Origin of the sequence: Marinobacter sp. MIT930201 (assembly GCF_047122665.1) — a bacterium.
GTDB classification, from domain to species: Bacteria; Pseudomonadota; Gammaproteobacteria; order Pseudomonadales; family Oleiphilaceae; genus Marinobacter; species Marinobacter salarius.
Genome location: NZ_CP138916.1, coordinates 3,541,901 through 3,562,839, shown reverse-complemented (window position 1 = coordinate 3,562,839; position 20,939 = coordinate 3,541,901). Strand labels below are relative to the sequence as shown.

Annotated in this window: 26 protein-coding genes; 13 read left to right on the top strand and 13 right to left on the bottom strand. The window is 57.8% G+C overall.

All coding sequences use genetic code 11. From position 1 onward, the window contains the following. Nucleotides 1-3 precede the first annotated feature (3 nt). A complete protein-coding gene (gene zapE, locus SIC19_RS16250) occupies nucleotides 4-1,101 on the bottom strand; it encodes a cell division protein ZapE (protein WP_286810170.1) in 1,098 nt (365 codons plus the stop codon). Nucleotides 1,102-1,365: 264 nt separating this feature from the next. On the opposite strand from zapE, the gene SIC19_RS16245 reads away from it, so the two are divergent. After that, nucleotides 1,366-1,803 carry a YhcB family protein gene (locus SIC19_RS16245; protein ID WP_007155665.1) on the top strand — a complete coding sequence of 146 codons (438 nt, stop codon included), beginning with the start codon at nucleotides 1,366-1,368 and terminating at the stop codon, nucleotides 1,801-1,803. A gap of 3 nt (nucleotides 1,804-1,806) precedes the next feature. Here SIC19_RS16245 and SIC19_RS16240 read toward each other — a convergent pair whose 3' ends face one another. From SIC19_RS16240 to SIC19_RS16190, 11 genes are all read right to left on the bottom strand, one after another. Further along, entirely contained in the window at nucleotides 1,807-2,550 is a 744-nt protein-coding gene (locus tag SIC19_RS16240; RefSeq protein WP_041332431.1) for a Nif3-like dinuclear metal center hexameric protein, read from the bottom strand. A gap of 34 nt (nucleotides 2,551-2,584) precedes the next feature. Continuing rightward, nucleotides 2,585-3,640, bottom strand: a complete 1,056-nt coding sequence (gene hisC, locus SIC19_RS16235; RefSeq protein WP_041332430.1) for a histidinol-phosphate transaminase — start codon at nucleotides 3,638-3,640, stop codon at nucleotides 2,585-2,587. After that, the gene (hisD, locus tag SIC19_RS16230; RefSeq protein ID WP_199448750.1) at nucleotides 3,633-4,955 is read right to left on the bottom strand and encodes a histidinol dehydrogenase; all 1,323 of its coding nucleotides are present in this window, start codon (nucleotides 4,953-4,955) and stop codon (nucleotides 3,633-3,635) included. The genes hisC and hisD overlap by 8 nt, the downstream gene beginning before the upstream one ends. 171 nt (nucleotides 4,956-5,126) lie before the next feature. Continuing rightward, a complete protein-coding gene (gene hisG, locus SIC19_RS16225; protein ID WP_041332429.1) occupies nucleotides 5,127-5,774 on the bottom strand; it encodes an ATP phosphoribosyltransferase in 648 nt (215 codons plus the stop codon). Nucleotides 5,775-5,796: 22 nt separating this feature from the next. Beyond that, on the bottom strand, nucleotides 5,797-7,059 hold the full coding sequence (murA, locus tag SIC19_RS16220; protein WP_199448751.1) for a UDP-N-acetylglucosamine 1-carboxyvinyltransferase: 1,263 nt from the start codon (nucleotides 7,057-7,059) through the stop codon (nucleotides 5,797-5,799). A gap of 27 nt (nucleotides 7,060-7,086) precedes the next feature. Then, the gene (locus tag SIC19_RS16215; protein ID WP_036209886.1) at nucleotides 7,087-7,329 is read right to left on the bottom strand and encodes a BolA family protein; all 243 of its coding nucleotides are present in this window, start codon (nucleotides 7,327-7,329) and stop codon (nucleotides 7,087-7,089) included. Nucleotides 7,330-7,389: 60 nt separating this feature from the next. Further along, nucleotides 7,390-7,731 carry a lipid asymmetry maintenance protein MlaB gene (locus tag SIC19_RS16210; protein ID WP_041332428.1) on the bottom strand — a complete coding sequence of 114 codons (342 nt, stop codon included), beginning with the start codon at nucleotides 7,729-7,731 and terminating at the stop codon, nucleotides 7,390-7,392. Next, the gene (locus SIC19_RS16205) at nucleotides 7,728-8,381 is read right to left on the bottom strand and encodes a phospholipid-binding protein MlaC (RefSeq protein ID WP_041336359.1); all 654 of its coding nucleotides are present in this window, start codon (nucleotides 8,379-8,381) and stop codon (nucleotides 7,728-7,730) included. The genes SIC19_RS16210 and SIC19_RS16205 overlap by 4 nt, the downstream gene beginning before the upstream one ends. A 26-nt stretch (nucleotides 8,382-8,407) precedes the next feature. Beyond that, nucleotides 8,408-8,863, bottom strand: coding sequence for an outer membrane lipid asymmetry maintenance protein MlaD (mlaD, locus tag SIC19_RS16200; protein WP_007155310.1), 456 nt, complete (start codon nucleotides 8,861-8,863; stop codon nucleotides 8,408-8,410). A 38-nt stretch (nucleotides 8,864-8,901) separates the two neighbouring features. After that, a complete protein-coding gene (mlaE, locus tag SIC19_RS16195; protein ID WP_174447627.1) occupies nucleotides 8,902-9,681 on the bottom strand; it encodes a lipid asymmetry maintenance ABC transporter permease subunit MlaE in 780 nt (259 codons plus the stop codon). Continuing rightward, a complete protein-coding gene (locus SIC19_RS16190; RefSeq protein WP_041332426.1) occupies nucleotides 9,681-10,493 on the bottom strand; it encodes an ATP-binding cassette domain-containing protein in 813 nt (270 codons plus the stop codon). Before SIC19_RS16190 ends, mlaE begins: the two co-directional genes overlap by 1 nt. Before the next feature lie 226 nt (nucleotides 10,494-10,719). On the opposite strand from SIC19_RS16190, the gene SIC19_RS16185 reads away from it, so the two are divergent. From SIC19_RS16185 to yjgA, 12 genes are all read left to right on the top strand, one after another. Then, a complete protein-coding gene (locus SIC19_RS16185) occupies nucleotides 10,720-11,700 on the top strand; it encodes a KpsF/GutQ family sugar-phosphate isomerase (RefSeq protein WP_091640993.1) in 981 nt (326 codons plus the stop codon). Then, nucleotides 11,700-12,257, top strand: coding sequence for a KdsC family phosphatase (locus tag SIC19_RS16180; protein ID WP_036209871.1), 558 nt, complete (start codon nucleotides 11,700-11,702; stop codon nucleotides 12,255-12,257). The genes SIC19_RS16185 and SIC19_RS16180 overlap by 1 nt, the downstream gene beginning before the upstream one ends. Continuing rightward, nucleotides 12,258-12,848: an LPS export ABC transporter periplasmic protein LptC gene (gene lptC, locus SIC19_RS16175; protein ID WP_041332425.1), complete on the top strand. Its 591-nt coding sequence runs from the start codon at nucleotides 12,258-12,260 to the stop codon at nucleotides 12,846-12,848. A gap of 94 nt (nucleotides 12,849-12,942) precedes the next feature. Then, on the top strand, nucleotides 12,943-13,464 hold the full coding sequence (gene lptA, locus SIC19_RS16170) for a lipopolysaccharide transport periplasmic protein LptA (protein WP_174447642.1): 522 nt from the start codon (nucleotides 12,943-12,945) through the stop codon (nucleotides 13,462-13,464). Then, on the top strand, nucleotides 13,442-14,167 hold the full coding sequence (lptB, locus tag SIC19_RS16165; protein ID WP_007155317.1) for an LPS export ABC transporter ATP-binding protein: 726 nt from the start codon (nucleotides 13,442-13,444) through the stop codon (nucleotides 14,165-14,167). The genes lptA and lptB overlap by 23 nt, the downstream gene beginning before the upstream one ends. Nucleotides 14,168-14,319: 152 nt before the next feature. Next, nucleotides 14,320-15,846, top strand: coding sequence for an RNA polymerase factor sigma-54 (locus tag SIC19_RS16160; protein WP_041336355.1), 1,527 nt, complete (start codon nucleotides 14,320-14,322; stop codon nucleotides 15,844-15,846). Between the two features lie 124 nt (nucleotides 15,847-15,970). Continuing rightward, the gene (gene hpf, locus SIC19_RS16155; RefSeq protein WP_126812032.1) at nucleotides 15,971-16,279 is read left to right on the top strand and encodes a ribosome hibernation promoting factor; all 309 of its coding nucleotides are present in this window, start codon (nucleotides 15,971-15,973) and stop codon (nucleotides 16,277-16,279) included. Between the two features lie 94 nt (nucleotides 16,280-16,373). Further along, nucleotides 16,374-16,844, top strand: coding sequence for a PTS IIA-like nitrogen regulatory protein PtsN (ptsN, locus tag SIC19_RS16150; RefSeq protein ID WP_127401700.1), 471 nt, complete (start codon nucleotides 16,374-16,376; stop codon nucleotides 16,842-16,844). A gap of 28 nt (nucleotides 16,845-16,872) precedes the next feature. Continuing rightward, nucleotides 16,873-17,754, top strand: a complete 882-nt coding sequence (rapZ, locus tag SIC19_RS16145) for an RNase adapter RapZ (RefSeq protein WP_127401701.1) — start codon at nucleotides 16,873-16,875, stop codon at nucleotides 17,752-17,754. Between the two features lie 7 nt (nucleotides 17,755-17,761). Then, nucleotides 17,762-18,031 carry an HPr family phosphocarrier protein gene (locus tag SIC19_RS16140; RefSeq protein ID WP_036209856.1) on the top strand — a complete coding sequence of 90 codons (270 nt, stop codon included), beginning with the start codon at nucleotides 17,762-17,764 and terminating at the stop codon, nucleotides 18,029-18,031. A gap of 112 nt (nucleotides 18,032-18,143) precedes the next feature. Beyond that, the gene (gene mgtE / locus SIC19_RS16135; protein WP_007155323.1) at nucleotides 18,144-19,505 is read left to right on the top strand and encodes a magnesium transporter; all 1,362 of its coding nucleotides are present in this window, start codon (nucleotides 18,144-18,146) and stop codon (nucleotides 19,503-19,505) included. Nucleotides 19,506-19,531: 26 nt separating this feature from the next. Further along, nucleotides 19,532-20,062, top strand: a complete 531-nt coding sequence (gene yjgA / locus SIC19_RS16130) for a ribosome biogenesis factor YjgA (protein WP_127401702.1) — start codon at nucleotides 19,532-19,534, stop codon at nucleotides 20,060-20,062. On the opposite strand, the gene SIC19_RS16125 is transcribed toward yjgA, so the two are convergent. Continuing rightward, nucleotides 20,059-20,919 (bottom strand): carbon-nitrogen hydrolase family protein, encoded by an 861-nt coding sequence (locus SIC19_RS16125; RefSeq protein ID WP_127401703.1) that lies wholly within the window; start codon nucleotides 20,917-20,919, stop codon nucleotides 20,059-20,061. The genes yjgA and SIC19_RS16125 overlap by 4 nt on opposite strands. Between the last annotated feature and the right edge of the window lie 20 nt (nucleotides 20,920-20,939).

Genomic DNA, 20,939 nt, shown 5'->3' with positions numbered 1-20,939 from the left:
TTTTCAGGCTTTGTGGGGCGCTTCCAGATATTCCCTGGACTGCATCTCCAATAACCGGGATTCTGTTCGCTCAAACTCAAACCCGAGCCGCCCACCGGCGTACAGGTTGGTAATCGGGGCTTCCGCGGAAATGATCACCTTCACGTTTCGATCATAAAACTCGTCGATCATATTAATGAACCGGCGGGCCTGGTCTTCCTTGTCTTTACCGAGGACCGGCACATTGCTGATGATGACGGCGTGAAATTCGCGGGCCAGTTCAATGTAATCATTCTGGCTACGGGGGCCGTCGCACAGGGTTTTGAACTCAAACCAGACCACATCGTCCGCATGGCTGAGAGCCGTGAGTTTACGACCATTGATATCCAGTTCCAGGCTGTGGCTGCCAGCCTCAAGCGCAAGCCCGTCGTAACTCTTCTGGAGGCTTTTGTCCGCGTCTTCATCCAGCGGAAAATGGTAAAGCTCCGCCTGCTCCAGGGTTCTCAGGCGATAATCCACACCGCCATCCACATTCACCACCTCGGTGTGTTTCTTGACCAGCGCGATGGCGGGCAGGAAGCGGGCACGCTGCAGGCCATCCTTGTAAAGCCCGTCAGGCACGATATTGGAGGTACAAACCAAGGTCACACCACGGCTGAACAGACCATCCATCAATGTTGCCAGTATCATGGCGTCACCGATGTCAGAGACAAAAAATTCGTCAAAGCAAATCACCCGGGTTTCGTCCGCAAACATTTTCGCCACGATATCCAACGGGTTTTTCTCGCCTTTCAGGCTTTTCAGTTCCTTGTGAACACGCTGCATAAACCGGTGGAAGTGCACCCGCATCTTGCGATCAAAGGGCAGAGCTTCATAGAACGTATCCATGAGGTAAGTTTTACCGCGACCCACGCCGCCCCAGAAATACAAACCCTTCACCGGATCTTCTTTGCCCTTCTTGAACTTGAGGCGAAGTTTGACCATCGGTTTGTCCCGCTCCCTTTCCGCCGCCACCAGTTTGTCGTAAAGTGACTGCAAACGGCGGACCGCATCTTCCTGGGCCGGGTCTTTGTGAAACTCGGGCCGCTCAAGGTCCTGCTGGTATCGTTCCCATGGGGTCATATGGGTAGTGGTCATACGGATTCGCTTTTGGGGTGTCATTAAGGCGTTTCCCGAAGTATGGTCATTCATAACGGCGGCGTATTGTGGCCGATTTTGGCTTTTTTCGCCACGTTCAACACCCTGAGAAACCGCTGCAACAGCGGGGGCGAGCCAGACATACGACGCAATACGACGATTGGCGCACGAGGCAATCGTGCGTGAACGGGCCTTGGGACGGTATACTTCGGGAAGGAATTCCTATTCATTAAAAGGATCATACAGCTTATGACAAACCTGATTCTGGCAGCCATCGCCGCATTGATTGTCGGCATTGTCATCGGAGTACTGGTTGGCCGGTCTGGTCAGGGCTCTACGCTGCGGCAGCGCCGGGCTGAACAGCAGATCGAGGAGCTGAGAAACGAGTACACACGCTATCAGGCGCAAGTGAACGAGCATTTTATGGAATCTGCGCATCTGCTGCGCCGCTTCAACGACACCTACCGGGACGTAAATCAGCACATGGCGCGGGGCGCTAACCGCCTGTGCAACGACGAAGACTGGCTGTTGGAGCTCGAGAAAGAGAACGCCAAGGCGCGTCTGGAAGGCGCCGCCAGCAAGGATGATGCAGAGCCACCCCGGGACTACGCCCCCAAGAGCGACCCCCAGGAAAAAGGCACCCTGGCCGAAGACTTTGGCCTGGCGGAAAAACAGCAAAAAGCCTGACGCTTACACCGGGTTATCGCAGTCGATAAACCGGTGACTTACCCCAAATGCTTGCTCCAGGGCCCGCCCCAGGGCCTGAACGCCATACCGCTCAGTGGCGTGATGGCCGGCTGCGTAGTAATGAATACCGCATTCGCGGGCAGTATGAGTAGTGGGTTCTGAAATCTCGCCACTGATATAGGCATCCAGCCCGGCTTCCAATGCGCTGCCAATGAACCCCTGAGCTGCGCCAGTACACCAGCCGACCCTGGAAATCTCTGCGGAGCCGTCCCCGACCCAGAGCGGAGCACGGGCCAGACGCTCTCCGATCAACTCCGCGAACGCCCGGGGCTCCATCGGAGCGCTCAGTTCACCCTGCCACACAAGCCCTCCCAGTGGCCGGGGATTGAGAATACCCAACACGTCGGCCAACTGCCGGTTATTGCCATACTCAGGGTGATCGTCCAACGGCAGGTGATAGGCAACCAGATTGATATCGTGCTCCAGCAGACGCTTGATCCTGTCCCGCTTCATGCCACGGATGGCCTGATCCTCACCTTTCCAGAAATACCCGTGATGCACCAGAATCATATCGGCACCGGCTTCGATCGCCGCGTCCACGAGCGCCCGGGAAGCCGTGACGCCACTTACTATGGTACTGACCTCTTCAGCGCCCTCAACCTGAAGACCGTTAGGGCAATAATCCTTGAAGTTTTCCGGGGCCAGCCAGTCATTCAGTGTGCGGAGTATCTCATTGCGTGAAGCCATGCTGCCTCCATGTGGTTGCCTTGAATGTCTTGTGTTACACCAACGGTTTAAGGCACTCGACCAGTCGCTTGTTCTGGTCTGCCGTGCCGATGGTGATGCGCAGGAAGTCCGAGATGCGGGGCTTATTGAAGTGACGCACGATAACCCCCTTCTCCCGAAGCCCCTTCGCCAACGCCTCACCGGCATGATCCGGGTGGCGCGCAAGAATAAAGTTGGCCTTTGAGGGCAATACATCGAACCCCAAGGCTTCCAGTTTCGAGGTAACCCACCCTCGCTCGCCAATGACGCCTTCGCAGGTGGCTCGAAACCAGTCTTCATCCTCGAATGCCGCAATGGCGCCGACCTGAGCCAGGCGGTCAATAGGATAAGAGTTAAAGCTGTTCTTGACGCGGTTCAGGGCTTCGATGACCTCCGGGCTGCCGATGGCGAAACCGACGCGCAACCCGGCCAGGGAACGGGCCTTGGACAGCGTTTGGCAGACCAGCAGATTGGGGTATTTCCCCACCAGCTTGATCGCACTCTCGCCGCCGAAATCCACATAGGCTTCATCCACAACCACGACCCGGTCGGGATTGGCGGCGACGATAGCCTCAACCTTATCCAGCGCCAGGTAACGCCCAGTGGGCGCATTGGGATTGGGGAAGATGATGCCGCCGTTCGGCTGCTTATAGTCCTTGGGATCAATCTCAAAGCTGTCGGTCAGCGGTACGGTCTTGCCTTCGATGTTGTAGAGGCCGCAATACACCGGATAAAAACTGTAGGTGATATCGGGGTACAACACGGGCTCACCGTGCTGGAACAGACCATAAAAGATGTGTGCCAGCACTTCGTCGGAACCGTTACCGAGGAAAACCTGCTCGCCCTGCACGCCATAGTACTTCGCGATGGTGCTTTTCAGAGCTTCACTTTCGGGGTCCGGATAAAGCCGAAGGCTGTCATTCAGTTCCGTGTTGATCGCCTCGATCACCTTCGGAGACGGGCCGAAAGGGTTTTCGTTGGTATTCAGTTTCACGAGGTTGGCCATTTTCGGCTGCTCCCCCGGTACATAGGGGACCAACTCTTTGACCCGTGAACTCCAGAACTTACTCATCTGACTGGCCCTCCCGAACCCGATACTCTGCAGAACGGGCGTGAGCCGTTAACCCTTCTCCACGCGCCAGAACAGAGGCAACTCGCCCCATCCTGTCGGCACCGGCTGCAGAAAAACCAATCAGGGACGACCGTTTCTGGAAGTCATAAACCCCCAGAGGAGAGGAGAAACGCGCCGTCCCGGACGTCGGCAACACATGGTTCGGCCCGGCGCAATAATCGCCCAGCGCCTCCGCCGTATAGCGCCCCATAAAGATGGCACCGGCATGGCGAATCTCGTCCACCAGATTTTCCGGATCTTCCACCGAAAGCTCCAGGTGCTCCGGCGCAATACGATTGGAAACGCGAGCCGCTTCCGACAAGTCGGCCACGTGAATCAGCGCAGCCCGATCCGTCATCGAGGTAGCGATGATGCCGGCCCGCTCCATGGTCGGCAGCAGCTTGTTGATGCTGGCTTCCACGGCATCCAGGAAATCGGCATCGGGACTGATAAGAATGGACTGAGCCTGCTCATCGTGCTCGGCCTGAGAGAACAAATCCATGGCAATCCAGTCTGGGTCAGTCTTGCCGTCACAAATCACCAGAATCTCCGAAGGGCCTGCAATCATGTCGATACCAACGGTTCCGAATACCTCTCGCTTGGCGGTAGCGACAAAAATATTGCCCGGCCCAACAATCTTATCGACGGCAGGAATGGTCTGTGTGCCGTAGGCCAATGCACCCACCGCCTGGGCCCCCCCCACACAAAAGACGCGATCCACACCCGCAATCGCCGCAGCGGCCAGAACCAGTTCGTTCACCACACCGTCCGGCGTGGGAACCACCATAATCACCTCGCCCACACCCGCGACCTTCGCCGGGATGGCGTTCATTAGCACGGAGGAGGGATAGGCCGCCTTGCCACCGGGCACATACAGCCCTGCCCGATCCAGCGGCGTGACCTTCTGACCGAGTACGGTGCCGTCATCGTCTTCATACTGCCAGGACGTCTGATTCTGACGCTCGTGATAGTCACGCACCCGCTCGGCGGCCTTTTCAAGGGCAACACGCTGCCCCTGGGGAATAGCCTCCAGCGCCTGCCGCAAGCGATCCTGCCCCATTTCCAGCTCAGCAACAGTGCCAACCTTCAAGCGATCAAACTTCTCGGTAAACTCCAGAACCGCAGCATCCCCACGGGTTTTCACCTCATGCAGGATATGACGAACCGACTCATTCACCTGATGATCCACACTGTCTTCCCACGCCAATAGCTTGGCCAGCGCACTGTCAAAGTCACTGTCGGAAGCGCTCAATCGTCTGATGCTGATATCGGTCATCACTAAATCCTGTTTCGGATTGTTTACTCTTTGTGTTTAAGGCAACGCCTTGGCATGGGAAGTGATCAGGGACGGCTTTCCAAAACTGTACGGAGCCATGGATGGCGAAGTCCAAGCGTCACATGGACGTGCCGAAGGAGCGTGTTTTGGAAAGCCGTCCCTGAGCGCTTCTTACTCTGAAGCTCGCCTTTTTTCAACGGCGATCGACATTTTCTCAATTATGGGATTAATGCCCTGGTGTTTCATCTTCATCGAGGCACGGTTAACCACAAGGCGAGAACTGATGTTTTCAATCAGCTCGCGAGCCTCAAGACCATTCGCTTTCAAGGTATTGCCGGTATCAACGATATCGACAATCTCGTCGGCGAGCCCGAGAATCGGAGCAAGCTCCATCGCACCGTAGAGCTTGATGATATCGGCCTGCCGCCCCTGGGCCGCGTAATAGCGCCGAGCCAAGTTTACGAACTTGGTCGCCACACGCAAACGGCCCTCTGGCGCTTTGCAGTCTTTCTTCCCGGCCGTCATCAACCGACACCGGGAAATATTCAGGTCCAGCGGCTCATACAGTCCCTCACCGCCGTGCTCCATCAGCACATCCTTACCGGTTACCCCCAGATCCGCTCCACCGTATTGCACATAGGTGGGCACGTCGGTGGCCCGAAGGATCAAAACCCGTACGTTCGGGTCCGTGGTGGGAAACACCAGTTTCCGGGACTTCTTAACATCGTCGACCAGCTCGATACCCGCTTCTTTTAACAGCGGCAGGGTCTCGTCGAGGATTCGCCCCTTCGACAGCGCGATGGTGATGGAATCGGTCATGCGTCTTTCCGGTTCAATGTGTTCAGGCTGGCAAGCGGCGGATACTGGCGCCCAACAGCTGCAATTTTTCTTCGATACACTCGTAGCCACGGTCGATGTGGTAGATGCGATCAACGATGGTGTCTCCATCCGCCACCAGCCCGGCAATGACCAGGCTCGCGGACGCCCGCAGGTCCGTTGCCATCACCGGGGCACCGGTGAGGTGATCCACGCCCTTGATGATCGCAGCGTTGCCCTCAAGAGTAATGTCCGCACCCATGCGGATCAGCTCCTGCAGGTGCATGAACCGGTTCTCGAAGACCGTTTCCACGATGGTGCCAGTGCCTTCGGATACCGCGTTCATCGCCGCTAACTGCGCTTGCATATCGGTCGGAAACGCAGGGTATGGCGCTGTGCGTAGGCTAACCGCTTTTGGCTGATTGCCTTTCATATCCAGCGAAATCCAGTCCTTGCCCGTATCAATGTGGGCACCGGCCTCTTCCAGCTTCAGCAGGACTGCTTCCAGCAGATCCTCGCGGGTATCCTTGAGCTTGACCCGGCCACGGGTAGCTGCTGCTGCAACCAGGTAGGTGCCGGTTTCGACGCGATCCGGCAGCACATCGTAGTGACAGCCATGCAAACGCTCGACACCGTTGATCTCAATCGTTGCAGAGCCATGACCCTTGATGTCAGCACCCATGGCGATCAGGCATTCAGCGAGATCCACCACTTCCGGTTCCCGGGCAGCGTTTTCCAGGATGGTTTTACCATCGGCCAACGCGGCAGCCATCATCAGGTTTTCCGTACCGGTGACGGTCACCGTGTCCAGGAAGATGTGCGCGCCTTTCAAGCGACCATTGGTCTTCGCCTTGATATAGCCATTCTCGACCTTGATGTCGGCACCCATCTGCTCCAGGCCCTGGATGTGCAGGTTTACCGGTCGGCTACCGATGGCACAGCCACCGGGCAGGGAGACTTCTGCCTCACCAAAGTGAGCCACCAGCGGGCCCAGCACCAGGATCGACGCACGCATGGTCTTGACCAGCTCGTACGGCGCATGGAATTGCTTGATGGTGTTGGCGTGCACCTCGACGCTCATTTTTTCGTCGATCATCAGTTCCACACCCATGCGGCCCAGCAGCTCGATCATCGTGGTGATGTCGTTCAGGTGCGGCAGGTTGCCCACGGTCACCGGCTCATCCGCCAACAGGGTGGCAGCCAGAATCGGTAGGGCGGCGTTCTTGGCGCCGGAAATCCGGATTTCGCCATCGAGAGGCTTGCGGCCTCTGATCAGAAGTTTGTCCACAATGGTGTCCTGTAGTTTGCGGGCATGTCAGCCCTGGCGCGCGGCCCATTCAGCCGGCGTAAAGGCCTTGGGGTGCAGGGCATGAATGGTACCGTCCAGAATGTGCTGGAACAGCGCCTTGTTGATCAGTTGCTGCCGTTTGATGGTTGGCAAACCCTCGAATACATCGCCCACTACAACAACAAGATAGTGATTGCCATCGACCTGCACTTCGACCTCACAGCCAGGCAGCGCCTCTTTAACCAACTCGGCAACTTCGGTGGCTTCCATAAATAATCCTCGGGCGTTTTTAAATCAGGGGCGAGATTGTAACCAATTATGGCATTCGGGTCAGCTATGGTGCAGGTTTTCAGAAGAGGACTGGGAGGAAAAGCCCGGCAAATGGCGATCAAGGCCGCTCAGGGCCGCCAAAGAGTTCAGCCGCGCACTTACGCCGGTGAATCGCAGAGCCTGACTGCGGGCAACTGCAAGGCGGTGCCAACACAGCAGCAGAGACAGCACCACGCTGTGCGCGGTGCCCATGGCGGACAGGTCCACCTGTAAATCCGCCTTGCCCGCCCGTATCCACTTCTCGCCTTCCTGCCTGACGGAGATCACGGTGAGCGGATCAACCGCGCCGCTCACCAATAGCGTGTCGCCATCAAGAGTCACCACGGGCCGGCTTGCATTCATGATTTGTCGACTTCACCTTCGAGGTTCAGCGATTCCACTGCATCGCCCCAGTCGTTGATAACAGCCTGGACCTTGCCGCCGTTCTTCTCCATCTCCTGGCTGAAACGATCACGGAAAGCCAGCCCGATGTTCACACCTTCGACGATCACGTTTTCCATCATCCAGCGTCCTTCATCTGTTTCGTACATGGAATAAGTCACGGGGTAGCGATTGCCAGAGGCACTGATCACCTCCATACGCACAGACGCCCGACCGTCGTCATTCGGGTTGATCGTGGCTTCCTTTACCTCGATGGTAAAATCGTCAGCGCTCACCAGAGCCTGAGCGTAACTGTCGAAAAGACTGCGTTTGAACTTCTCAACGAACTCGTCGCGCTGCTCCGGTGATGCCTGCCGCGCATAGCGACCCATGACCCGGGCAGCAATTCGGCGAAAGTCGACGAAGTTCTTCAGCTCCTGATCCATGCTCCGATAAAACGCCTGTGGATTCTGCTCGTACAGGCCCTTTTCCTGATGGAGCTTGTCGACCAGGCGCTGGGTATTTTTATCCACATACGTGCGGAGGTCCTCCTCCGGTCCGGCGTGGGCCGGTGCTGCCAGCGCCACCATCAGCAACGCAACAATCATCAGGCTATGTCTGATCAGAACCATGGTTTTCTCCCGTGAACCACTTTCTTTCATTGTGACTGCCCGGAGGCAAAGTTGGATATGAGCCGCTCAAGATTCATGGCGGATTGTGTGGAATAGAAGGTATCCCCGTCCCCCAGGGACTCCATATCACCGCCCACCGATATATCAATGTACTGTTCACCAAGCAGCCCGGATGTACGTATTACTGCTGAGCTGTCCGCCGGGATATTATCCACACTGGCGTTCACATCAATGGTCACGCGGGCCTGGTAGGTTTCCCGATTCAGGGTTATCTCCCGGATCTTACCCACCGTGACACCAGCCATGGACACTTTTGCCCGGGGCGTCAGCCCGCCAGCGTCGTTAAAGTTGGCGTAGAGCGTGTACGAACTTTCCGGGGCCTTCGGTGTCAGCCCGCTGACCTGCAACGCCAGGAACATTATGGCGGCGATGCCCGCGATCATGAACAGCCCCACAATCACCTCTGTTGTTCTCTGTGCCATTCCGGCCCCCTGTTTCCTGACGTTTCAGTATACCGCGGTCAGAAGTCACCAAACATGACGGCGGTAAGCACAAAATCCAGCCCGAGTACGGCCAGCGACGAATACACCACGGTTTTCGTGGTTGCGGCACTGATACCAGCTGAGGTGGGCACACAGTCGTAACCCTGATAGACCGCAATCCAGGTACAGACGAACCCAAACACAAGGCTCTTGACGACACCGTTCAGAACATCGGCGGTGAAGCTTACGGAAGACTGCATGTTGCCCCAGAAAGAGCCTTCAAACACGCCCAGCCACTCCACACCCACGAGCATGCCGCCCCAGATACCAACCACCGAAAACACAGCAGCCAGCACGGGCACTGAGATAAAGCCCGCCCATAACCGCGGGGCAATCACCCGGCGCAGCGGATCAACACCCATCATTTCCATGCTGGAAAGCTGTTCGGTGGCTTTCATCAACCCGATTTCCGCCGTCAGTGCGGAACCCGCACGGCCGGCAAACAACAGCGCGGTCACCACGGGGCCCAATTCCCGCACCAGAGTCAGGGCAATCATCTGACCGATCGCGGCCTCAGACCCGTAGTCACTGAGAATGGTGTATCCCTGCAACCCCAGAACCATCCCGATAAACAGGCCGGACACCACAATGATGGCCAGGGACAGAACACCGACCGAGTAGAGTTGCTTCAGCAACAGCGGAAAACCAACCGAGGGCCGCGGAACACCTGCCAGGGCACCGACAAGGAAACGCCCGGAGCGACCGAGCGATGCAATCACGTTCAGCCCCAATCGGCCAAAAGCCGCCAGCCGGTCCATCAATCCCCCCTCCCGGCAACACTCCAGTCCAGAGCCGCATCCGCAGCCGGATAGTGGAACGGCACCGGACCGTCCGGATGACCACGCAGGAACTGCTGAACCTGCTCCGATGGGTGCGCCCTCAACTCCTCGGGCGTGCCGTCGCCTATGATACGGCCGTCTGCAACGATACAGGCGTAGTGGCAGATACTCAGGGACTCCGGCACATCATGGGATACCAGCACGCTGGTCAGGCCCATGGAGCTGTTGAGATCCCGGATCAGCTTCACCAGTACACCCATGGCAATCGGGTCCTGGCCGGTAAAGGGCTCGTCGTACATGATCAGCTCAGGGTCCAGCGCGATGCTGCGGGCCAGGGCCACGCGCCGGGTCATACCACCTGACAGCTCTGCCGGCATCAGATCCCGGGCTCCGCGAAGCCCCACAGCTTCGAGCTTCATTAGAACGATGTCGCGGATCATGTCCTCCGGCAAGGTGGTATGAACCCTGAGCGGGAACGCCACGTTTTCAAAGACACTGAGATCCGTAAACAGCGCTCCACTCTGGAACAGCATCCCCATCTTTTCCCGCAGACGGTAAAGCGCCTTGCGCTTGAGCTGAGGAACGTTCTCCCCCGCTACGGATATGCTGCCGGAATCCGGTTTCAGCTGGCCGCCGATCAGCCGCAACAAGGTAGTCTTGCCGGTGCCGCTCGGCCCCATGATGGCGGTAATCTTGCCGCGGGGAATGTCCAGGCTGACGCCATCAAAGATACGACGATTCCCGCGACTGAAAACCACGTCTCTCAATTCAATGTAGGGGGATGTGTCCATACCTGCTTCCAGAACCGCCTGAGTGTCGGTGAACCCGCATTCCCAGCCTTTAATGAGTGCGCTACATTATGTCAACCTGCCGTGAACCTCAATCCATCCTTCACAAAATGAACTGATGTCAATGATCAGTTTTGCTGAACGTCTTGTCATGAAGGGCAGCCAAAGCCGTTGAAGTGATATACTTTTGCCACGACGAAAGCATCAACATTTCGAACCCGGAAGCCAGATGAACACCGAAACCAGCCAGACCTTCAAAGAATCCGCCCTCCGAGCCATCGAGATCGAGCGTGAGGCCATTCACGCCCTGACCGACCGGATTGATGACCGTTTCGTCCGCGCCTGCGAAGTCATCATGGCGTGCAAGGGGCGTGTTGTCGTGACCGGCATGGGCAAATCCGGCCATATCGGCAACAAGATCGCTGCCACCCTCGCCAGCACCGGAACGCCCTCGTTCTTCGTACACCCGGGCGAGGCCAGCCACGGTGACCTGGGCATGATCACCAGCCAGGATGTAGTGCTGGGCATCTCCAATAGCGGCAACACCAGCGAAGTGCTGACCATTTTGCCGTTAATCAAACGCATGGGGGCCCCGCTGATCAGTATGACGGGCAACGAGAACTCCATCCTGGCTCGGGAGGCCGTTGCCAACCTGGACATCAGTGTCGCCCAGGAGGCCTGCCCTCTTGGCCTGGCCCCCACCTCCAGCACCACGGCCACTTTGGTGATGGGTGATGCCCTGGCCGTGGCACTGCTTGAAGCCCGGGGGTTCAGCACCGAAGACTTTGCGCTCTCACACCCCGGTGGCAGTCTGGGCCGCAGGTTGCTGCTGCGTGTCAGCGATATTATGCATACCGGGGACCAGATCCCCCGAGTGCAGGAAGACACCACCCTCAGCGGCGCACTGTTGGAGATTTCCCGCAAGGGCCTGGGTATGACAACGGTCATTAACGCCGAGGGCGACCTGGTCGGTGTATTTACGGACGGCGACCTGCGCCGCACCCTGGACCGCTCCGTGGACATTCACAACACACCGATTGCCGAGGCCATGACCCGCAACGGTCGTGTGATCCACGATGACCAACTGGCCGCCGAGGCACTGAACATGATGGAAGAGCTGAAGATCAACGCCCTGCCCGTCATCAATCGCGACGGCAAACTGACCGGCGCTATCAACATGCACGACTTATTGCGGGCGGGAGTCATCTGATGGCCGACACTCTGCGCCCTCAATGGCCAGCGGAGCTGATTGAAAAAGCCGCTGCCATTCGCCTGCTGGCCCTGGATGTGGACGGCATCATGACCGACGGCACTCTGCTGTTCAGCGCTTCAGGCGATGAGATGAAAGGGTTCAACATTCTCGACGGCCTGGGCATCAAACAGGTTATGGCTGCTGGCATCAACGTTGCCGTCATTACCGGACGGCGCTCGCCGCTGACAGAGAAACGCATGAATGACCTCGGCATCCCGCACCTGATGCAAGGCCGAGAGGACAAGAAAATCGCCCTGCGGGAACTGGCTGCACGGCTGGAGATCGCGCCACACCAGATTGCCTACATGGGCGATGACCTGCCGGACCTGCCCGCAATCCGTTACGCCGGGCTGGGCATAACAGTACCCAACGGCTACTGGCTGGTGCGCCAGCACGCGGATTTTTGCACGTCGGCCGCGGGGGGTAGCGGCGCCGTCCGTGAAGCCTGCGAACTGCTGCTCTGCGCCTGCGGGCAGCTCAACGCAAGCCTGCAACCCTACCTGGAGCAGGACTGAATGGCCGCTGAAGCCCTCTTTACCCGGCCCTGGGTACGAACTCTGGGGCTGGCTGTCACGATAGTGGCACTGTTTTTCCTGCTCTGGCAAAGTGACGAGTCATCAGAGCCGGTGGATGCCGCCGCGCTGAGAGGCGAATCGGAACCAGACGGTTTCGTGGTCAATGGTCGCTATCTGTCTTTCGACGAGACCGGGCGGCTTACCGCACACTTCGAAAGCCCACGTATCGAGCAATTCGAGGCCCGCAACGAAACCATTATGGAATCGCCGAATGCGACGCTCTACGGCGAACCCGGCAACGCACCCTGGCAAGTCCAGGCCAACAAAGGCCAATTCATGGAAGCTGACGACCTGGTTTACTTGACGGGGGATGTTCGGGTGTCCCAGCAACCCCAAGGCGGGCGCCCCCTGACATTGACCACGTCAACGCTGACACTGGATAACACAGAGCGTACTGTTTACACAGACGCCCCGGTGGAACTGACCGACTCGTTCAGCCTGACCCGCGCCACCGGCATGAAGGCCTGGATTGATGACCGAATCCTCGAACTCGACTCTGACGTGGAAGGACGCTATGAGACCGGCAAGTAAATTCATGCCCAACCCTCACCGCAATAGGCACCAACCGGTGGCATCGCGCACGGCAGTCTCAGCGATTGTCCTGGCGCTGACATTGACCGTGGGCATGCCGTTCGCCGCGGCCTTTGATCTTGAGTCTGACCAACCCATCAGGGTCAATGCCGACAATGCTCGGCTCGACGAAGGCCAGGGCATTGCAACCTATACCGGCTCGGTTGAAATGAGCCAGGGCGATGCCAACCTTATGGCGGACAAGGTTGTACTCCACCGGGATGAGAATGGCGTCAGCCGCATTGAAGCCACCGGTACCCCGGCACGCTACCGCCAGCCTGCCATGGAAGGCCAGGGCGAAACCGACGCCCGCGCACTTACAATCACCTGGTCCGCCTCCGACAACCGGGTTACCTTTCGGCGCGAAGCTGTGATCGAACAGGGCGGCAACCTGTTCCGGGGCGACGTCATTCATTACGACAGCGCCGAACGCGTGGTGACCGCAGAGGGCTCTGCTGACCAGGGCGATGGCAGCGGTCGCGTCGAAATGGTCATCCAGCCACGCGGCAACTCCGGCAACAATCCAGATAACAACCCTAACGGACAGGATACCGATGGCAGTTCTCAGGGCCAGTAACCTCGCAAAAAGCTACAAACAGAAGAAGGTCGTCATCGACGTTTCCCTGGAAATTCGCAGTGGCGAGATCGTCGGCTTGCTCGGCCCCAACGGCGCGGGCAAAACGACGTGTTTCTACATGATTGTTGGCCTGGTTTCCGCCGACAACGGTCGCATCACCATCGACAATCAGGACATCACGCCCCTGCCCATGCACGGCCGTGCCCGCAAGGGAATCGGGTACCTGCCCCAGGAAGCATCCGTGTTTCGCAAGCTCACCGTGCGCGACAACATACTGGCGATCCTGGAAACCCGCCGCGAACTCAAACGCGCTGACCGGGAGGCCAAGTTAGAGGAACTGCTTGAAGAGTTTCACATTACCCACATCCGCGATAGTGTCGGCATGGCCCTGTCAGGCGGTGAGCGACGGCGGGTGGAAATTGCCCGGGCGCTGGCGATGGAACCGGCGTTCATCCTGCTGGACGAGCCCTTCGCCGGTGTCGACCCGATCTCCGTGAGCGACATCAAGCAGATTATCCGACACTTGCGGGACAAGGGTATCGGCGTACTGATCACCGACCACAACGTGCGGGAAACCCTCGACATCTGCGAGAATGCGTACATTGTCAGCGGCGGCCACATCATTGCCTCTGGTAATTCGGACGATATACTGGCCAACCAGCAGGTCAAGGAAGTGTATCTAGGCAACGAGTTTCGCCTGTAGTAGACTCGGCAAAGAACTTGCTTGGTGCGGCAAGTAGCCAGCATACAAAGAGTTTTTGTGCAACCCCGGCTCCAGAAAGCGCCCTGATGACGTAAAGAGAGAGCCTGAGTGACGGAAGAGAGAGACCGAGTGACGGATCCTGAACCATGGTTATGAAAGCCTCACTACAGTTAAAGCTGGGTCAAAGCCTGACCATGACGCCCCAGCTGCAACAGGCTATCAGGCTTCTGCAGCTCTCCACCCTGGACCTCCAGCAGGAAATCCAGCAGGCACTGGAATCCAACCCAATGCTGGAAACCTCGGAAGACGACGACAACCAGAATCCGGAATCAACGGACAGTGACAACGAGTCGTCTGAAACAGCGTCAACCGAGGAATCCAACACCGCTTCAGACACTGCTACCGAGTGGGACGAATCCGAAAATGGACCTGACTGGTCATCAGAAACGGACAGTCCCGACACCATTCCCGATGATCTTCCCGTCGACACCGCCTGGGATGACATTTACCAGTCAGCCCCCGCGTCAGCAGCCCGTAACGACGACGAAAACGACCACGACTTCGAAACCCGTAACTCCCCCACCGAAACGCTCCAGGACCACCTGGAATGGCAACTGAACCTGACGCCCATGAGCGAGCGGGATCAGGCCATCGCCCATGCCCTGATGGATGCGGTTGATAACCACGGCTACCTGACCTCTCCGCTTGAAGAAATTCATTCAGGCATGGTGGACGAATCCGACGAAGACCCGCTGGAACTGGACGAAGTGGAAGCCGTTCTTCATCGCCTGCAGCACTTCGATCCACCCGGCGTGTTCGCCCGTGATCTGCAGGAATGCCTGCTGATCCAGCTGAACCAACTGCCCCCGGAAACACCCTGGCTGGCTCAGGCGCGACTGGTGATTACCCACTACATAAACCTGCTGGGTAACCGCGATTACGCCCAGCTGTTGCGCCGCAGCCGCCTGAAAGAAGAACAGCTACGGGATGTCCTGGCACTTATTACCGGTTTGAACCCCCGCCCCGGCGACACCCTGGACCAGGCCGAGCCGGACTATGTCATCCCGGATGTGATCGTGCGCAAGCACAATGAGCGCTGGCGCGTGGAACTGAATCCTGAAATTGCACCACGCATTCGTGTGAATGCAAGCTATGCTTCTCTTATAAAGCGTGCGGACAGCAGCGCCGACAACACCTACCTGCGGGACCAGTTGCAGGAGGCAAAGTGGTTCATCAAGAGCCTGCAGAGCCGCAACGAAACCCTGCTCAAGGTGGCCACGCGCATTGTCGAGCACCAGCAGGGGTTTCTGGACCATGGCGAGGAAGCCATGAAACCATTGATTCTCTCGGATATTGCCCAGGCGGTGGAAATGCACGAGTCGACCATTTCAAGGGTCACCACCCAGAAATACATGCACACACCGCGGGGCATATTTGAACTTAAGTATTTTTTCTCGAGCCATGTCAGTACCGACGAAGGTGGAGAGTGCTCATCCACGGCAATCCGCGCGATGATCAAGAAGCTGATTGCAACGGAAACTCCGAAAAAGCCATTGAGCGATAGCAAAATTGCAGCCATGCTAGGAGACCAGGGTATAAAGGTGGCTAGACGAACCGTGGCCAAGTATCGCGAGGCAATGCACATTCCTCCGTCCAACGAGCGAAAGCGATTGGTGTAGGAAGCGTCTGTTCCCGGCCTCACGGGGAGAGCCCTTTCCTGAAAGTATACCGCCTGCAGCATAACGCTGTGGCACACAGCCGGTATCCTAACGGGTGCCGGCAAGCTGAAAACAGGAGAAGCCTATGCAACTCAATATTTCAGGCCATCACGTAGAACTGACTCCCGCACTGAAAGATTACGTATCAGGCAAATTTGAAAAGCTTGAGCGGCACTTCGACCATATCAGCAATTGCCAGGTTACCCTTGAGGTGGAAAAAGTGCGCCAGATGGCGGAAGCTACGCTTCACGTGATAGGTGGTGAGATTCACGCAAAGGCCGAAAACAGCGATATGTACGCTGCCATTGATGGACTGGTAGACAAGCTGGACAGGCAGATTCTGAAGCACAAGGAAAAGAACGTAGACCGGATGCACGGGAATGGCGCCCGCTAGGACGACGCCCCGGCATGACAGTTAATCGAGCTGCGGCACTGGCTAACCATGCAATAGGTGCCGCAGCCTTTTTTTACGGAAATGCAGTCGATTCATGACCGACACATCCCTGACTATCGAGAACATTCTCGCGCCGGAGCTAACCCTTTGCCGGGTGCCTGCCTCCAGCAAAAAGCGGGTTATGGAAACCATTGCCGAGCAGATCCAGCAGCACGACTCTTTGCTCAGCGACACCCAGATATTCACCAACCTGGTCGCGCGGGAGCGACTGGGGAGCACAGGCATCGGACAGGGCATCGCGATCCCCCATTGCAGGCTGGAAGGGCTGGATCACGTGGTCGGCGTATTGCTGACCCTGGAAGAAGGCGTTGCGTTCGATGCTATCGACAATCAGCCGGTGGACCTCGTCTTCACCTTGATTGTCCCCAAGGAAGCCACCAGCGAGCATCTTGAGCTTTTGAGCCAGCTTGCCGAAAAGTTCAACGAGCGTGCATTCTGCGACCAGCTGCGTCAGTGCACTGATGCAGGCTCTCTCTATCGCCGGATGACAGCCGAGACAGGCTGAACCACTCCACATCCAAGGTGAACGGGCTATGAAACTGATCATCGTCAGCGGCCGATCAGGTTCCGGGAAAAGTACCGCGTTACATGTTCTGGAAGACCTGGGCTTTTACTGCATTGACAACCTGCCCATTGGCCTCCTGTTCCCCCTCACGCAGGAAGCCACCAACCAGAACTCTCCCAGCCGGCTGGGAAAGATGGCGGTCAGCATCGATGCCCGTAACCTTTCCGGAGAATTGAGCAACTTCGAGGATATCTACCGCAGCCTTCAGGATACTGGCGTAACCATCGAGATCATCTATCTCGACGCCGATGAACAGTCTCTTCTGCAGCGCTTCCATGCCACGCGCCGAAAGCATCCACTGAGTGATGACAAGACCTCCCTGAGGGAGGCCATCGGTAACGAAAAGAAGCTTCTGGAGCCGCTCTCCAAGCTGGCAGACCTCTACATCGACACCACGGGGCTGTCCATGTATGAGCTCCGGGATATGGTGAAGCAGCGGGTTGCGGGCAGGCGTCACCAGGAACTGGCGCTGCTGTTCCAGTCGTTCGGGTTCAAGCACGGTGTACCGTTGGATTCGGACTATGTGTTCGATGTGCGCTGCCTGCCCAATCCCTATTGGGACACCAGCCTTCGGCAGTTTGTGGGCACCGACCAGCCGGTTATCGATTTCCTGGAAAAGGAGCCGTTGAGCCGTAAGATGGTCGAGGACCTGACCCAATTCCTGGAAAACTGGCTACCCTCGTTCTCAGACAGCAACCGCAGCTATATGACCATATCCATCGGCTGCACCGGTGGCCAGCATCGCTCGGTTTATATCTGCGATCAGCTCGGCCGCTATTTCTCGGGCAAATACAGCAATGTGCAGGTTCGCCACACCGAACTGCCCCACCTGCAAAGCAGGGAAAGCTGAACCGCCTATGATCCGCCGCCCCATTACCATCATCAACAAACTTGGGCTCCATGCCCGGGCCGCAGCCAAACTGGTGGGCAAGGCATCTGAATTCGACAGCAGCATTCAGATCAGTCGCAAAGGGCGACAGGTGGACGCCAAAAGCATCATGCCAGTCATGATGCTCGCCGCCAGCCAGGGATCAGAGGTAGAGCTGATTGTAGACGGTCCGGATGAGTCCGAAGCTGTCGATGCGCTGGTTACGCTGATCAACGACTACTTCGGGGAAGGCGAATAACCACCTCCACACTGGACATCCTTGCCCGTCTACGGCATTCACCTACAACTCTTCCTCACCTATGTTGCCTAACTTCGCTATAATACGAGGGTTTTCTGACCGTGGGTGATCCATGACCGATATTCTGGAGAAAAGCCAAGCGCGCCAACGCCTTCGCTCCCTGAGCGAAGCGCTGGACAGTGGCGCCCTGAAACAGGTTGCCCGCATCCTGAATGGTGGCCTGAGCCCCAGTGACATCGCCCACCTGCTGGAATCATCGCCACCGCGCCAGCGTGCCCTGCTCTGGAACCTGGTCGACAAGCAGCTTGAAGGCGAAGTTCTCCAGTATCTGAACGACGATATCCGAGGTTACTTCCTGAGCCAGCTGAACGCTCAGGAACTCGCTGACATCATCGAGGATTTCGAGTCGGACGATCTGGCCGACTTACTGCAGCAGTTGCCCGACACGGTCATCCAGGAAGTCCTGGACACCATGGACGAGCAGGACCGTCAACGCGTCGAGGAAGTCCTCTCCTACCCGGAAGATACCGCCGGCGGCCTGATGAACACGGACACCATTACGGTGCGCCCGGACATCAGTATCGACGTGGTTTTGCGCTACCTGCGCCGTCATCGCAACCTGCCGCCGATGACGGATAGTCTTATCGTGGTCAGCCGGCGCGACGAGTTCATCGGCATGTTGCCCATCACCAAAATGCTCGTATCCAACCCGGCGGCAACCGTGCGGGAAGTGATGGACACGGACATCGAACCGATACCGGTTACGCTGTCCGACACCAAGGTGGCAACCCTGTTCGAACGTTACGACCTGATCTCAGCACCCGTGGTCAGTGAGGAAGGCCGACTCCTGGGCCGAATCACCATCGATGACGTGGTTGACGTTATTCGCGAAGACGCAGACCACTCCCTGATGAGCATGGCCGGCCTTGATGAAGACGAAGACACCTTCGCGCCGATTCTGAAGACCACCCGGCGCAGGGCCGTGTGGCTGGGCATCAACCTGCTCACAGCCTTTACCGCTTCGGCCGTGATCGGGCTGTTTGAGGCGACCATCGAGAAGGTTGTGGCCCTGGCGGTATTGATGCCCATCGTGGCATCCATGGGCGGCATCGCCGGCAGTCAGACCCTGACCCTGGTCATCCGCGGCATGGCCGTGGGACAGATCAGTGGCGCTAACGTGGGTTGGCTGCTAAACCGCGAATTTATTGCGGGTGCCCTGAACGGATTGCTGTGGGCGGTGGTGGTTGCATCAGCGGCAACCCTCTGGTTCAGCGACATCATGATTGGCGCCATTATCGCCGCCGCGCTGATTATCAACCTGATCGCTGCGGCCCTCGTGGGTACCGTGCTGCCTCTGTTCCTGAAGTCCCGCAACATTGATCCGGCACTGGCCGGTAGCGTTATACTGACAACGGTCACGGATGTGGTCGGCTTTATGGCCTTCCTTGGTCTGGCGACGATATTCTACGGATAACCTGTATCCGACAACACGGACTTAAAATGAACGACTCCCAAGACGACGCCCCGGAATACCTCGGCCCGAGCAAATCCCAACTCAAGCGTGAAATGCACCAGTTGCAGGATCTTGGCAGGCGCATGCTGGATCTGAGTAACGATCAGCTCAATACCCTGCCCATCAGCGACACCCTGCGGGCGGCCATCGAGGAATCCCGTCGCATTCGCCAGAACGAAGCCCGTCGCCGCCACCTGCAGTACATCGGCAAGATTATCCGCCAGGAAGACGACCCGGAAGGGCTGACTCGAGCCATCGACGCCTTCGATGCCGGGAGCGAAGAGCACACCCGCCGACATCACCTTGCTGAACGTTGGCGTGACCGGATGATTGAGGAAGGCGACCCGGCCGTCGGCGAATTCCTGAACTACTGCGCAACGGCGGATATACAGCATTTGCGCAACCTCGCGCGCAACGCTCGCCGGGACGTACAGAAAGAAAAGAATACCGGCCAGCCACGAAAGCTGTTTCGCTACCTCAGGGAGTGCATCGACGACGCGGAAGCCACCGGAAACTAAAGTCTTCGGTGCTCCCAGACGGGCATCCGCGTGCGGATGTCCTTGAGTGTTTCGCGATCAAGCTCGCCAACGACGACACCCGGCCCTTCATCGATCTCGGACAGTATTCGGCCCCAGGGATCCACGATCGCGCTGTGCCCATAGGTGCGCCGGCGCTCGCTGTTCTGGCCGCCCTGGGCTGCCGCCACCAGCCAGACCTGATTTTCAATGGCACGGGCACGTATCAGCGCATGCCAGTGGGCGTCACCGGTATGCCAGGTAAAAGCACTGGGCAGGGATACCCATTCGGCGTCCTGCTCCCGGAGTTGTCGGAACAGCTCAGGGAAACGCAGGTCATAACAGATGGCCATGCCGAGCCGCCCTGCCGGCGTATCAACCACAACCACGTCCTCACCCGGCTCGAAGGTATCCGACTCGCGATACTGCCCCTGGGCATCTTCCACCGTGGCGTCAAAAAGATGGATCTTGTCGTAGCGGGCAACCTCACGGCCACGGTCGTCATAGACATAACAGCAGGCACGAACCCGATCGGTCACAGTGGAGCCGTCTGACCTGGTCGCAACGGGCAGTGAGCCCCCCACCACCCAGATACCAAGTTCGGCCGTTTTCTGCGCCAGGAATTGCCGAATCACATTGTCCGGTTCCGCTTCCCGTCGACCGCAACCGATCATCTGCTTTGTGGCCAGTACCGCAAAGTTCTCAGGCAGCACTGCAATGCTGGCGCCTGCGTCGGCTGCCTCCTTCAGCAGCCTTGCTGCCTCTTCGAGGTTGGCGGCGATGTCATGGGTGCTCACCATCTGTATCGCCGCTACCCGACTTGCCTGCCATTTGACGGGGTTGTCTCTTTGCGTTGACATTACGGCCCTCCTGCCAAAAC

What these genes read in the sequence shown, in the direction of transcription:
- SIC19_RS16185 (WP_091640993.1), top strand. Translation starts at nt 10,720, where the DNA reads ATGAACACCGAAACCAGCCAGACCTTCAAAGAATCCGCCCTCCGAGCC.
- hisC (WP_041332430.1), bottom strand. Translation starts at nt 3,640, where the DNA reads ATGAGTAAGTTCTGGAGTTCACGGGTCAAAGAGTTGGTCCCCTATGTA.
- zapE (WP_286810170.1), bottom strand. Translation starts at nt 1,101, where the DNA reads ATGACCCCATGGGAACGATACCAGCAGGACCTTGAGCGGCCCGAGTTT.
- hisD (WP_199448750.1), bottom strand. Translation starts at nt 4,955, where the DNA reads ATGACCGATATCAGCATCAGACGATTGAGCGCTTCCGACAGTGACTTT.
- SIC19_RS16215 (WP_036209886.1), bottom strand. Translation starts at nt 7,329, where the DNA reads ATGGAAGCCACCGAAGTTGCCGAGTTGGTTAAAGAGGCGCTGCCTGGC.
- SIC19_RS16125 (WP_127401703.1), bottom strand. Translation starts at nt 20,919, where the DNA reads ATGTCAACGCAAAGAGACAACCCCGTCAAATGGCAGGCAAGTCGGGTA.
- SIC19_RS16245 (WP_007155665.1), top strand. Translation starts at nt 1,366, where the DNA reads ATGACAAACCTGATTCTGGCAGCCATCGCCGCATTGATTGTCGGCATT.
- lptA (WP_174447642.1), top strand. Translation starts at nt 12,943, where the DNA reads ATGCCGTTCGCCGCGGCCTTTGATCTTGAGTCTGACCAACCCATCAGG.
- SIC19_RS16140 (WP_036209856.1), top strand. Translation starts at nt 17,762, where the DNA reads ATGATCCGCCGCCCCATTACCATCATCAACAAACTTGGGCTCCATGCC.
- rapZ (WP_127401701.1), top strand. Translation starts at nt 16,873, where the DNA reads ATGAAACTGATCATCGTCAGCGGCCGATCAGGTTCCGGGAAAAGTACC.
- SIC19_RS16180 (WP_036209871.1), top strand. Translation starts at nt 11,700, where the DNA reads ATGGCCGACACTCTGCGCCCTCAATGGCCAGCGGAGCTGATTGAAAAA.
- hisG (WP_041332429.1), bottom strand. Translation starts at nt 5,774, where the DNA reads ATGACCGATTCCATCACCATCGCGCTGTCGAAGGGGCGAATCCTCGAC.
- mlaE (WP_174447627.1), bottom strand. Translation starts at nt 9,681, where the DNA reads ATGGACCGGCTGGCGGCTTTTGGCCGATTGGGGCTGAACGTGATTGCA.
- lptC (WP_041332425.1), top strand. Translation starts at nt 12,258, where the DNA reads ATGGCCGCTGAAGCCCTCTTTACCCGGCCCTGGGTACGAACTCTGGGG.
- ptsN (WP_127401700.1), top strand. Translation starts at nt 16,374, where the DNA reads ATGACCGACACATCCCTGACTATCGAGAACATTCTCGCGCCGGAGCTA.
- hpf (WP_126812032.1), top strand. Translation starts at nt 15,971, where the DNA reads ATGCAACTCAATATTTCAGGCCATCACGTAGAACTGACTCCCGCACTG.
- lptB (WP_007155317.1), top strand. Translation starts at nt 13,442, where the DNA reads ATGGCAGTTCTCAGGGCCAGTAACCTCGCAAAAAGCTACAAACAGAAG.
- SIC19_RS16210 (WP_041332428.1), bottom strand. Translation starts at nt 7,731, where the DNA reads ATGAATGCAAGCCGGCCCGTGGTGACTCTTGATGGCGACACGCTATTG.
- SIC19_RS16240 (WP_041332431.1), bottom strand. Translation starts at nt 2,550, where the DNA reads ATGGCTTCACGCAATGAGATACTCCGCACACTGAATGACTGGCTGGCC.
- SIC19_RS16205 (WP_041336359.1), bottom strand. Translation starts at nt 8,381, where the DNA reads ATGGTTCTGATCAGACATAGCCTGATGATTGTTGCGTTGCTGATGGTG.
- mlaD (WP_007155310.1), bottom strand. Translation starts at nt 8,863, where the DNA reads ATGGCACAGAGAACAACAGAGGTGATTGTGGGGCTGTTCATGATCGCG.
- SIC19_RS16190 (WP_041332426.1), bottom strand. Translation starts at nt 10,493, where the DNA reads ATGGACACATCCCCCTACATTGAATTGAGAGACGTGGTTTTCAGTCGC.
- mgtE (WP_007155323.1), top strand. Translation starts at nt 18,144, where the DNA reads ATGACCGATATTCTGGAGAAAAGCCAAGCGCGCCAACGCCTTCGCTCC.
- SIC19_RS16160 (WP_041336355.1), top strand. Translation starts at nt 14,320, where the DNA reads ATGAAAGCCTCACTACAGTTAAAGCTGGGTCAAAGCCTGACCATGACG.
- yjgA (WP_127401702.1), top strand. Translation starts at nt 19,532, where the DNA reads ATGAACGACTCCCAAGACGACGCCCCGGAATACCTCGGCCCGAGCAAA.